The 12,555-nt window shown below is 58.5% G+C and carries 8 protein-coding genes; 5 read left to right on the top strand and 3 right to left on the bottom strand.

The genetic code is table 11. The features are described 5' to 3' along the window. Window positions 1-11 precede the first annotated feature (11 nt). Genes H5P28_RS06445 through H5P28_RS06465 form a run of 5 tightly spaced genes read left to right on the top strand, consistent with a single transcriptional unit; the run spans window position 12 to window position 7,592 of the window. Window positions 12-2,225, top strand: a complete 2,214-nt coding sequence (locus H5P28_RS06445; RefSeq protein WP_185674887.1) for a glucosidase family protein — start codon at window positions 12-14, stop codon at window positions 2,223-2,225. Further along, the gene (locus H5P28_RS06450; protein ID WP_185674888.1) at window positions 2,222-2,845 is read left to right on the top strand and encodes a hypothetical protein; all 624 of its coding nucleotides are present in this window, start codon (window positions 2,222-2,224) and stop codon (window positions 2,843-2,845) included. Before H5P28_RS06445 ends, H5P28_RS06450 begins: the two co-directional genes overlap by 4 nt. 36 nt (window positions 2,846-2,881) lie before the next feature. Beyond that, window positions 2,882-4,720, top strand: coding sequence for a sulfatase family protein (locus H5P28_RS06455; protein WP_185674889.1), 1,839 nt, complete (start codon window positions 2,882-2,884; stop codon window positions 4,718-4,720). 23 nt (window positions 4,721-4,743) lie between these two features. Next, window positions 4,744-6,219: an MFS transporter gene (locus H5P28_RS06460; RefSeq protein ID WP_185674890.1), complete on the top strand. Its 1,476-nt coding sequence runs from the start codon at window positions 4,744-4,746 to the stop codon at window positions 6,217-6,219. Beyond that, window positions 6,216-7,592, top strand: a complete 1,377-nt coding sequence (locus H5P28_RS06465) for a sulfatase family protein (RefSeq protein ID WP_281398127.1) — start codon at window positions 6,216-6,218, stop codon at window positions 7,590-7,592. Before H5P28_RS06460 ends, H5P28_RS06465 begins: the two co-directional genes overlap by 4 nt. An 88-nt stretch (window positions 7,593-7,680) precedes the next feature. On the opposite strand, the gene H5P28_RS06470 is transcribed toward H5P28_RS06465, so the two are convergent. The 3 genes from H5P28_RS06470 to H5P28_RS06480 all read right to left on the bottom strand — a co-directional run bounded on the left by H5P28_RS06470 (window position 7,681) and on the right by H5P28_RS06480 (window position 12,498). Further along, window positions 7,681-9,858, bottom strand: a complete 2,178-nt coding sequence (locus H5P28_RS06470; protein WP_185674892.1) for a beta-galactosidase — start codon at window positions 9,856-9,858, stop codon at window positions 7,681-7,683. Window positions 9,859-9,960: 102 nt separating this feature from the next. Then, the gene (locus tag H5P28_RS06475) at window positions 9,961-11,136 is read right to left on the bottom strand and encodes a LacI family DNA-binding transcriptional regulator (protein ID WP_185674893.1); all 1,176 of its coding nucleotides are present in this window, start codon (window positions 11,134-11,136) and stop codon (window positions 9,961-9,963) included. Window positions 11,137-11,418: 282 nt separating this feature from the next. Continuing rightward, window positions 11,419-12,498 carry an IS630 family transposase gene (locus H5P28_RS06480; RefSeq protein ID WP_185673674.1) on the bottom strand — a complete coding sequence of 360 codons (1,080 nt, stop codon included), beginning with the start codon at window positions 12,496-12,498 and terminating at the stop codon, window positions 11,419-11,421. Window positions 12,499-12,555: the final 57 nt, after the last annotated feature.

The raw sequence follows: 12,555 nt of genomic DNA on the forward strand, positions 1-12,555 counted from the left end.
CGCGGTTGTCCGTGGCATTTGCTCTTGCTTCGTCCTGTCTGCTGCCGGCCAGTTCGACGACGGCTGCGGAGGTGCCCGCCGGTGGCGTGGCATCGTTGCAGGCGAAGGTTTCGGGCGCGTCGGAGTTTTTGTATTATATCTGGGACACCGGGGACGGGCGCCTGGTGCCCGGCTCTCTCGGTCGGACCGGGGCAGGTGCATGGATGGATGTCCCGTACTACACGCCCGGCAGCTACTCGGCCGCGTGGAGCGCGGTAACGCATTCGGGAGTGTGTATCCGAGGTTCAACTACGCCGGTTAAAGTTCTGCCCGTGCAGGATCAGATGCGCCCGGATGTGCTTGTGCCTGCGGTGAAGGAAATCTGGCAGGGGTCGATACGTGCCCGACTCGACGGGGCCAAATCGCGTGAGATGACCCCGGCGGCGGCTTACGAGGCGGGGGGCGTGGACTTGGTCTTTGACGGAATGCAGGTGGTGGAGTGGCTTTGCCTTTTTCCGGGCGAGGCTGCCTGGCCGGAAGATTTCGAGGTATATAGCAGCGAAGATGGCGGCGCGACCTGGTACCCGGTTATGAGCGCCCGCTTCAACGCCTTCCCCGATCCCGGTAAAAAAGTGGTCTGGATCCCCCTGCGCGGGTTGGTGGCGGACGCGATTCGCGTGCTGGTCCCCCGTGGCAACGGACCGCGGTCGGACGGGCCGTGGGGTCTGCTCGACGCCTGCGTGCTGGGAGGGGGTGAACCGGACTGGACGCTTGCGGGCGCGGCCCCCGGCGAGGTGGCGGCCTGGAACAACCTCTGGCTCAACTATGGCATCGCCTCCAACGAAGTGCATGACCGCTTTGACCCGTGGTGGCCGACGGAGCGCCCGCTCGACGGGGGCATGGTCGGCATTGGAAGCAGCGAGTGGTTTTACTGGAACGCGCTCAAACTGTCATGGCTGGGTCATGACAAACAAGCCCGGCGGTTGGAGGATTACTTCGTCCGCAACCCGGTCGGAGAGGATGGCTATGTGTGGACTTCGCCCGGAGGAGAGAAACACCTCGGTCACAGCCGCCACTACACGACCAACGCCACCTACGCCATGTCCGTGGCGCACCATTACCTGATGACCCGTGACCGCGCTTTTCTGGAGCGCACGGACCCGCGTTCGGGCGAGTCCGTCCTGGCCAAGGCCCGCCGGGCGATGGATTACCAGTTGAAGGAGTTGGGCGGGCGCAGTGGCTTGATCACTTATGTGGACAAAGAGCACGATGGCACCGCTACCAGCCAGGGAAGCAACTATTGGGACTTTTGGCTCTTCGGACATGAGTCTGCCTATGGGAACGCCTGGTTTTACCAATCTCTCGGACTGTGGGCCGAGATGGAGGAGGCACTCGGTGAGGACGTCCGCGCGCAGGAACTGCGTTCGCTCAGGCTCAAGGTTCGCCAGCGCTACAACGAGACCTTCTGGGACGACGAGACCGGGCGCTACATCGGTTGGGTTGATGTGAATGGGAACAGATACGACTATGGCTTTACCTTCGTGAATCTGCACGCATTGGCTGCGGGGCTGGCCGATGAGGAGCAGGCCGAGTCGGTGTTGGCTTGGCTCGACGGCACGCGTCGGGTTGAGGGCGACGATGCCGACGATGTCTATCATTTCGGATTCGCCCCGCGCAGCACGACGGTCGATGCCCGGCGGGGAAACTCGCGTGTGATTAACACCTGGAACGGGGCGCTCGATGTCGAACCCGGCGGGAATGCCGCCTTTGGCGCGCAGATTCAGAACGGCGGTGCGATCCTTTATCCGAGCTATTACGACCTGCACGCCCGCTTGCGTTATCGCGGGGCAGGGGACATGCGCCAGCGCTGGGAGGGGATTTACGAGAGCTACCAGACCGATCAGCTACGACGCGATCCGGGCAACTTCCGGGGGCACAGCGATGTGGTCGGCATCCTGCGCGAGTTCCCCGAGTCGGGGTTGGTGCCGTATTTTTTTGTCGATGGGCTGGTCGGTGTCACTCCAGTGGCTGAGGGGTGGCGGATCGAGCCTCATTTACCCCCGGATTGGTCGGGGGTGGTGCTTCGAGGTATCAGCCTTGCTGGTCGAGAGTACACGGTACGCGTCGGCTCCGATAAGGACGATGCCGCCGTGGAAGAAGATGGAACGGTGTTTGTGCCGCTCGGGCAGAGTGTCGTGCTCGGGGTGGACGGGCAACTTATTCTGAAAGAGGAGGGACCGCAGTGAAGGCTATTATCGTAACGTGTGTGCTGGCTTTTTCAGGCCTGGCGGCGGTGGCCGTCTCCGGGGCGGAAGGGCGTTCGGCGCTGTGGATGACGTTTGATCGCGGGCTGGATTATTCGCGCCAGATTCGTACGGCCCAGGCTGCGCGTGGATGGTCCGTGGTCGAGGAGGACGCGGTTAGCGGGAACCGCTTGTTGCGTGTGGATTACCGTTTCGACGCGCCCGGACAGGGGTCGTTGCTGGTCTTTGATCTGGTGCCCACGACGCTGGAAAAGATCCGTCTGCGGGTGCGCGTGTCACGAGCCGCAGGCGGGCCATTGCGGGTCGGTCTTTCGGCCAATAGTGTGGGCGGTGGCGGTTATGTGGCTCCGGACGTATTGGTCCCGGCGAACGGTAAGTGGACGACGCTTGAGATGGATTTGTCTGGCCAATTGTCCGGTATTTACGCCAACGGGAAACGTGTACAACAGGAACGTATATCTGCTGAAGAAATTCGTAAACTCGCGCTGGAGCGTATTATCGTGAACGTGCGCCTGCCAGCGGGTGCCGATGCACGGGCGGGCGGCGAATTTTATGTGGATTTCGACCTGCTGGAAGGTTTTCCGCCTGATGACAGTGAATGATGGTTATGATTTAAACTACGAGTAATGGATTTTGTGATGAAATGGATTAAACTTGCTTGTGTCTTTGTGTTTTTCATGGCCGCTGCCTTGGCGGATGATCGGCCGAATATCGTCTTTCTCCTGACCGACGACCAGCGTTACGACTCGCTGGGAGCGACCGGCAACGAGATCATTCATACGCCCGAGATTGACGCCCTGGCTGATGAGGGAGTTATCTTTGACAACAGCTTTGTTGTTTCCTCGGCCTGTGCGCCCAACCGGGCCGCCATCTTTAGCGGGATGTATAACCGAACGCTCGGGGTGCGGGATTTCAGCTCGGACTTCACACCGGAGCAGCGGGAATATCTGTATCCGTTTCTGCTGAAGAAGGAGGGGTATTTTATCGGCTTTATCGGTAAGTGGGGGGTGGCGGCCACCATAGCCTCGACGCTGGAACCTTACCGTGAACGCTTCGACTACTGGCGCGGCTTTGTCGGGCAAGGAAATTACTACACAAGGGATCGGCAGAACCGCCATCTCACTCAAGTGCTGGCTGACGATGTGGAGGAATTTCTCGATGTGGTCCCGAAGGGAAAGCCCTTTTGCCTGTCAGTTAGTTTTAAGGCTCCGCACGGCCCGTGGAACCAGTATGACCGGCGATTCGCCGAGGATTTTGAAGACCGGGGCATTCCCTTTCCTCCTACATTGGACAAGTACTTCGTGGATCAATTGCCGCCCTTTATGCGCACGTTCCGGCTCTCGCTGGACGGGCGCAGCCTGGAGCAGTTTGAGCAGTTTCACGAAAAATTTGTCCGCGAGTACTACCGACTGATTCTCGGGGTGGATGAAGCCGTCGGGCGTATTCGCAAGGCGCTGGAGGCAAAGGGCCTGGCCGACAATACGATCATCGTTTACGCCAGCGACAATGGCCACTTCCTCGAAGAGTGGGGCTTTTATGGCAAGTGGCTCATGTACGAGCCGAGCATCCGTGTGCCGCTGATCGTCTATGATCCGCGCCTGCCCAAAGAAGAGCGCGGGAAGCGTGTGAAGGAACAGGTGCTGAGTGTTGACTATGCGCCGACGTTTCTGGACTGGGCCGGGGCCGATATACCTGAGCGCATGCAGGGGCAAAGCCTGCGCGAACTGGTTGAGGGCGAAGCGCCTGATGATTGGCGCGAGGACTGGTTCTACGATTATGCCTTTGAGATGTACCCCGGTGACATTCCCAAGAGTATCGGCGTACGCACCGACCGCTACAAGCTCGTGCGCTACATCTCGCCGCGTCCACAGTACGAGCAACTCTTTGACCTCCAACGCGACCCGCTGGAGTTGAAAAACCGGATCGACGACCCCGAGTACGCGAATATCCGCCACGACCTGAGCAAGCGCCTTTCGGAGTACCGCAAGAGCCTTCCCGACAACGACCCGGACTTTGAGGAGTATGTCAACACCTATGAGGTGATCGGCATTGGCGCGGACTTCCCCGATGCCGAACTTGACTTCAGTGAGGTTGATGAGGTCGGCCAGACTTTCACGGCGGCGACGGATCACCTGATGCTGGTCGAGTGGCGCTGGCCGTTCTTTATCTCGCGCTACCCGGACAGCGGGGTCGATGTGGTATTGCGCCGGGGTGGCCCGGAGGGAGAGATTCTTGGTGAAACTTGGATAGAGGCGACGGACATCTACAACCTGAACCGCTCGCGCGCGTCCTTTGAAGTCGCCGGGCTGGAGCCGGGTGAAACGCTTTACGTGGGCATACGTCCGCAGTCCAAACCGGGCAAGCGGCGCATTGGCCTCTGGCGCTACACGAAGGACTGCTATCCGGGTGGGGAAGCCTTTATCAACGGCGAGGCCGCCGGAGGCGATATCCCGCTGGCCTTCGTGTTCCGCAAATAAGGAGTCTCTGTTTTCCATTGCTTATGTCCCAGCCCAAGCCAGAAAACACCCAGCCGTCGACTCAAGCGGCAACCGAAGCAACTGAAGCGCATGTGCCGCTCGGCAAAAAGCTGGGCTATGCCAGTGGCGCGCTGGCCGACAATCTGATCATGAACGGTTTCAGCACGCTTGTGCTACCGGTCTATAACATCGGGCTGTTTGTCAACCCGGTCTTGCTGGGCTGGGCGATGGCGATTCCGCGTTTTTTCGACGCGCTGACGGACCCGATAATGGGCAACCTTTCGGATAATACGCGGACCCGGTGGGGACGTCGCCGTCCGTACATTGTGGCCGGGATTCTCGCTACGGTGTTACTGTTGCCGCTGCTGTGGCTCTCGCCGAGCACGGAGGACTGGTCTGTGTTCTGGTGGCTGACGGTGTTCGGAGTCCTGTATTTTCTGGCCTACACGGTTTTTATTATTCCGTACCAGGCACTTGGTTTTGAGATGACCACGGACTACGATGAACGCACGCGTCTGCTGGCCTGGCCGAATTATTTCGGGTTGACGGCTTCGTTCATTATGCCGTGGTTGCCGCGCTTCATCGAATACCAGGGCTTTGGCGGCCCGGTGAAAGGCGCGGTCTGGGTCAGTATCGGGATGGGGGCGGTTATTCTGGTGGCGGGGTTGCTGCCTGCCATTGTCGGTCGCGAGATCGCCCGGGCTGAGGAGCAGCAGAAGATCCGCCTGCTTGATGCGATCAAACTCACGCTGAAGAACCGGGCCTTTCTCGTCGTGGTGATGGCCAATGTGGTCATGTTGATGGGGCTGGCCACCTTTGTGAACCTCAGCCTCTATGTGAACATTTTCTACATCTATGGAGGAGACCGCGCGGCGGGGACGGCTCTGGCCGGTATCTCCGGCTCGACCTATGCGGCGGCGTCCTACTTGAGCGTTCTGCTGGCGACAGCTATTGCCACGCGCGTTGGGAAAAAGACAGCCTGCCTCGTGCTGCTGAGCCTGACGTTTATCGGGGTGGTGAGCCTGTGGTGGACGCTGCGCCCCTCGATGCCGTACCTCCAGCTTGTCTCGACGGTGGTGATTGGCTTTGGCCTGCAAGGCTCGTGGATGATGTTTTTTATCATGATCGGCGATGTCTGCGAGGAGGACGAGCGTGAGAATGGCCTGCGCCGCGAAGGTATTTTCAGTGCCATCGGTGGCTTCTCCCGTAAGATGTCGGTGGCGGCGGCGTCGGTATTCGGAGGCACGCTGTTGAGTATTATCTCGTTTGATGCTGAGGCTGCCGCTAACGGCGAACTCGATCCCGCCGTACTTGTGCATTTGAAGGAAGCTTTTGTGTTCGGGCAGGCGGCGGTCGTCCTGTTGGGGATGGTGCTGCTGGCGTTTTATCCGATCACGCGGGCGCGGGCCGAGGAGACGCAGGCGATTCTAGGAGAGCGTAAACTCCGGCTGAATTCGGAGCAGTTAACTGATGATTATAACCCCAACGAATTGTCATGATATTTCGGATACATAAGCTTGTTACATGTCTTTTCCTTCTCGCATTCCTGTGTGGATGTCTGGTTGCCCGGGCCGGAAGTGAGCGGCCAAATATCCTGCTGATTATGGCGGATGACCTGGGCTATGCCGATATCGGGGCGCATGGGAATGTGGAATTCCCGACGCCGAATCTGGACCGGTTGGCCGGAATGGGGATGCGGTTTACCCAAGGCTACGTAACTGGTCCGGTGTGCGGACCTTCTCGGGCTGGGCTGATTACCGGGCGCAATCAGGAGCGTTTCGGCTTCGAGGGGCACCCCGGTCCGAAGGATACCTGGGGGCTGCCGCTGGACGAAGATACGCTTCCAGCCAGCCTGAAGGCGGCTGGTTATCGTACGGCGCTCTTTGGAAAATGGCACCTGGGGTCCGAGCCCGGCTACCGGCCCCTGGACCGTGGGTTCGATGAGTTTTACGGCTTCCTGTCCGGCATGCATGATTACTTTAAGCAAGATGATCCCAACTGGGGCTTGATTGTCGAAGGGGAGGGCTCGCCGGCGGAGCTGCCGCAGTACCTGACGTTCGAATTGGCCGATCGGACCGCCGCCTTTATCCGCCGTCAGGCGCAGGAAGACAGCCCGTTCTTTGTCTGGTTGTCATTTAATGCTCCGCACACGCCGATGCAGGCCCCACGGCGTTATTTGGATAAGGCGCAGCATATTGAAGGCAAGCTGCGCTCAACCTATGCCGCCATGGTAATGGCGATGGACGACGCCATCGCGACCGTCATAAACGCTTTGGAGGAGAGCGGTGTTCTTGATGACACGGTTATTGTCTTTATGAGCGATAATGGAGGGGCGATGTTGGATGGCGGCGCCCGTAACGGCGCTCGTAACGATCCGCTTCGCGGTTCGAAGGCCCAGCTCTGGGAGGGAGGCGTGCGCGTGCCGTTCTTTATCATTTGGCCCGAACAAATCCCGGCAGGCCAGGTGCGTGATGAAATCGTTTCAAGCCTGGACCTTTACCCGACGTTTACCGCCCTCGCCAACGCTACTACCCCGGACAAGCTCGAAGGTGTGGACCTTTCTGCTCTCCTGCAGGGAGAGCCGATGCCTGAGCTATTTCAGCGTGAGCTGCACTGGAGGTTTTATGGCACGCAGAAAGCCGTTCGACGTGGCGACCTGAAGTGGGTCCGTGTGAGCGGGGATGGCGGGCTCTATGGCATGAGCAAGAGCGTCCGGGAAGACGAGGATCTCTCGGAAACGCACGGGCCGGAAGCTGAAGCATTGGAAGAGAGCTGGGTGGATTGGAATTCGGTGAACCCCAAGATCAAGCTACATCAACAGCAAATGTTGGAATCCGAATCGAGAACAGGTCAATCTAAAGGCTCCGACTGACTTTGCCAGTGACGCAGTATGCGTGGACACGGTCAATCACCTGTGACTCATTCGTTAGCTTTTCTGTAAACTGTCGTTCATGGCGCGCTTATGGGTGTTTCGATGAGACAACCTGATTCGAGCAGGAATGGGATTTTACGGACGGAGCCAGTTGGCACGAGGTTGTGCGCTTCAGCAATCGAGCGTGGTGGGGAGAAGCTCCAGTTTCATCGAAAAGTACGAGCGAGTTGGATTGGCCCTCGGGACGTAACCACTCGGAGGGGACATGGTAAAACCGCTCAACGGAGTCGGGCTCTACTTTCGCCTGGAGGCTTCCTTTCATCCAATCCATCCAGGGGCCCATGGGGTCTGTGTTTGGGAGCAGCCAGTAGCGCCCGAGGCAATGCCCGTTAATCCATGCCATCCCCTTGCCCATGCCATAAAGATCGAGTCCCCAGGGACCGGAATCCTTTGGCGTCTTGAAGGCTACACGCCACCAGAGAGGGGAGTTGCTTGGCGGTGGTGTGTTTGACGGCACCTGCCAGGCCAGGAGTGCGCCGGATGCACCGGCGAAATTTGCTCGTTCGCCAAGCAGCGCAGGTTGCTGGCGCCAGGGACCGTCGAGTGGTTGGCCGTCCCAGGTGACTGGCCCCCATAGCCCCTTTTTTTCCTGGGACATGTTCGCGTATCCGATCATCCAGTCTCCCTTGATTAGTCCGAGGGCGCAGCATAGCACAGTCAGCCGGTGGGGGCCGCCCGAAATGTTGAGGGACTGAAGGTCGATGGTAAAGGTCTGGCTAAACTTGCCTGCATCCAATGATCCCCGGCGTTCAAGTAACGGACCGGAGGTGGTTGCAGCCAACTGGTCGTCGATGAACACATAGGCGATGTCAGCCATGCGGGTGAAATGGAGTTTCGCCGTTCCTGATGCTTGATCCGTATTGACCATGAGCTGGGTTTGATACCAGCAGTAGTCCGTCAGGTCATGGGTCAGGGACAGTTGATCCTGCGGCTGTTGCGAGAGGGAAGCGGATTGCACGGCGTCCGGCCAATCCTGCGGCTGAGGTTCGGGGCGCCAGCTCCAGTCGGAAAAGGGCTCAACGGACTTCTCCCACCCTGGGGTGATTGTCATCAGCTTTTGGGTGGAGTCGTACAAGGTCTCTCCATCTTTGCCGATGATTTTCAAGCTCTTGTTCGCGTCGTCGCAGTGAAACTCCAGTCCAGAGGCGTAACAATAGGTTATGATCCCTTGGGGACTTGTCTGTTTTTGCGGGCGTTCACCCTCAAGCAACTCGCTGGAGCAGGCGAGAAGGGCATGGTTTAACCGCGCGAGATGGGTCGCTTTGTCAGAGGGGAGTCCATACTCGTCGAGGCACCCGCCAAACTCAAATGACGTGGTTGCCAAATACATGCCGTCGCGTTCGAAGTTCGTGCCCCCGTGCCAGAGGTAATAGTTCACGCCCGTCCCGCCAGCGGCGAAAAATCGGGCGGTGGCCCAAGCCAGCTCAGCGGGATCGCGTCGGGGGAGGACGCCGCCCCAAGTGTGGTACCAGCCGACCCAGTTCTCCGTCCACAGGGCGGGGCTATTGGGATGTGCGGCAAAGTGTTCCTCGATGATTTCGTGGGCGCGAAAGGCGTTCAGGGTTTCGAGGGCGTCGCCCGCGCTGGCCGTGGCTCCGTCGCGCCCCGCCTCGGCTGCGCGTCCGGCGGCGCAGGTTACCCAGGGGATGTCCAGTCGGAGCGAGTTTGCAAGGTTTACGGACCACTGGAGGTAGCGCTTGCCGGCTTCGCCGTAGGTCGAGGCGATGTTGTCGTACTCATTTTCAATCTGCGCCAGGATGATCGGTCCTCCGGATGGCGCGCAAAGCGGCCGGATTAACTCAGCGACGAGACGGACCCAGCGTTCCTTTTCCCGCTTAAAAGGTTCATTGTCGGTGCGCATCATTATGCCGGGGATGTCGCGCAGCCAGCCGGGGAGACCTCCATAATTGGTCTCGGCGCAAATGTATGGGCCAATGCGCAGGATAACATGAAGCCCTTCTTGTTGTGCCAGTTGGCAGAATTTTACCAGATCCAGGCGGTCCGAGAAATCGAGCACTCCACGGCGGCGTTCGTGCAGATTCCAGAATACGTAGGTCTCCACGGTGTTAAGGCCGCTGAGGCGCATGTGCCGGAGGATGTTCCTCCACATTGCCGGAGTGCTCCGGGGGTAGTGCACAGATCCGCTGAGAATGAGTGTGCGCTTGCCGTTGATGAGCAGCGCTCGCTGGTCATAAGAAACTTTCATGCGGGAAAAATTTAGGTTGGTTGGAAAGAGACGGCGTTGTCGCTGGTACTGCCAGATCAGGTCCGTACGGGCAGGGAGGGGCGGCAGCCGGGGCCGGTTCGTTTAAGATGACGCGAGTTTGCTCTCTGGAATGAGATGGGCATTTGCTCCGTCGGGAAGGGTGGGGCGCAGGCAGACCGAGGAGCTTCGTTTGACAAAGTCCGGCATGATAAGAATGTCTCGGGAAGCGGGGGCATCGGTGCGCGGAAGTTTTGTCCGACTTCCTAGCTGGACGGCCAGGTGGGTCAGTGTCTGGACGACCCGGCCGATGTGCATATCAAATGTTGTCAACGGGGGATCGAGGTCGGCAGTGACGGGCATGTTGTCGTGGCCGATCAGGCTGAAATCCCTGGGAATGCTCAAGCCGGCGTCGAGTGCGGCCCGGCGCCCGCCGATGGCCAGCCAGTCGGAGGCAAAGACCATCGCGGTGGGCCTTTCCTCGGGAGCCTTTCGCTGGAGCAAGGGGAAAAGGGCTTCGCGTGAGCCTTCCTGATTACAGTCGGCTCCGGGTAGGCAGAATACCCAGTCGCTGTGCCCGAGGAGACCCAACTCCGTGAGGGCGGCGGGAAATGCTTCGGCATATTTACGGAAATACAGCTCCTGTAGCGGCCCGGTCATGAGCCCGATGCGGGTGTGTCCCTGCGCGACGAGGTATTGGACGGCCTGCTGGCAGCATTGGGCGGCGTCCACCAGTACGCTGATTTGGTCAGGGAAGGGAGAGTGCTTGTCGAACAGTACTGCCGGGATGCCGACATTATGTGCCACGGCAAAGGAATCCGTGGAAAAGTGGCCATAGAAGATGCCGACATCGACCTCCAGTGCCTGTGTGCGGAGGTTCACGTCCCCCTCGTAGTAGAAGACACGCATCTCTACCTCGCGCAGATCAAGGGCTTTGCGGAGGCGTTCGATCAGGTTCAGGGCGTTGGGGTTGATGTCCTGCTTCGGGCCATAGAAAGGGGCAAAGAATAATCCGACCGTCATGGTTGGACGATCCTTGAGCATACGGGCCGCGCCGTTGGGGGTGTAGCGATGGGTGCGAGCGGCCTCAAGCACGCGTTGCCGTGTGCTGGCCCCTACGCCAGGTCGGTTGTTGAGCGCTCGCGAGACGGTGACGATACTCAGGTTCAGGATGCGGGCCAGCCCTTTGAGGTCCATCGGGCGTCCGTCTGTCTTGTCGCTGACGAGGGATTTACTGTTTGCCTCTTGGGTCGTGGAGGATCTCCGGCTGGATGCGTTCATCGAAGTAGATATAGGGCTGCGGGTTTAAAGATAAAGGTTCGCTTGTGGTTTCTTGAAGGGCTGCGAGTCGGGATGGCGGTTCGGGGAATTCCTGAATGTTCCTATGTAATCAGATATCGGCATGACTTTGCAATAAAAAAGATAATCGTTTAAAGTCATTTGGTTTGATTGTTTTGTCGTCTGTAATTTGTTCTTTTATAGTTGCTTACGTTGTTTGTTCTGTCGGTAATGTGGCTTTTGTGGGTTAATTTTTTTATTTTTTGGGGCTGACCTAGTGTTATGTTAGCTAAGTTTATTGCAAAATTGATTGATTTTCTGGAAAATCTCTTCCGGTGATGCGGTCCAGTTGAACGGTTTTGGATTTTGGTTATTTTCGTCGATGTATTCGAGTATGGCCTTTCGCAATTGAGGCAGGCTTGAGAAAGAACCTCTACGGATGATATCGAGGGTGATTTTGGCAAAGAAGCGTTCGACTTGATTAAGCCAGCTTGAGTGGGTTGGGATGAAGTGAAAGTGCCAGCGCGGATGAGCAACGAGCCAATCGCGCACCGCTTTGGTTTTGTGAGTAGCGTAGTTATCAACGATGATGTGCAGGTACAACTCTGCCTGGACGGTGGCGTCGATTTTGTTGAGGAAGGCCAGGAAGTCTTTTGAGGTGTGGCGCTTGCGGCACTGGGCCATGACCTGTCCGGTTTTGATATCGAGGGCGGCAAAGAGTGTGGTGGTGCCGTGGCGAAAGTAATCGTGAGTCTGTCGGGCAGGCACTCCGGGCATTAGGGGCAGGATCGGCTGGGAGCGTTCAAGTGCCTGGCACTGGCTTTTTTCGTCCACCGAGAGCACCAGGGCGTTGGCGGGCGGGCTGGTGTATAACCCGACCACGTCGCGTACCTTCTCGACAAAAAACGGATCGGTGGAGAGTTGAAAGGTCTCGCTGCGGTGCGGTTGCAGCCCAAAGGTACGCCAGATGACGCTGACGCGTTCGTTACTGATGCCTGCCCGCTGGGCCATAGAACGGGTGCTCCAATGCGTGGCGTTTTTGGGGGTAGTTTCCAGCGTCAACCGCAGGACCTCGGCCACTTTATCGTCACTGATGCGGCGTGGCGGACCGCCGCGCGGAGCATCTGTGAGCCCCTCGATGCCATGCTCAATAAAGCGTTTGCGCCACTTGCCTACGCTCACATGACTCAAGGCCACTTGCTTACTAACTGCCGTATCCGTAAGGCCCTCAGAGCTCAACAACACGGCCTTGGCGCGAGTCGCTATGCCCTGGGCACTCTTGCGCGCACGGCTCAAGCGCTCAAGCTCTGTGCGGTCCGAATCGTTCAAATCTATCGGCTCACTCGGGCGTCCTGGGCGTGGCATCAACACAACATGAACCATATGATAGTTTTAGCAAGAACTTAGCTAACACAACACTAG

Origin of the sequence: Ruficoccus amylovorans (assembly GCF_014230085.1) — a bacterium.
Classification (GTDB): domain Bacteria; phylum Verrucomicrobiota; class Verrucomicrobiia; order Opitutales; family Cerasicoccaceae; genus Ruficoccus; species Ruficoccus amylovorans.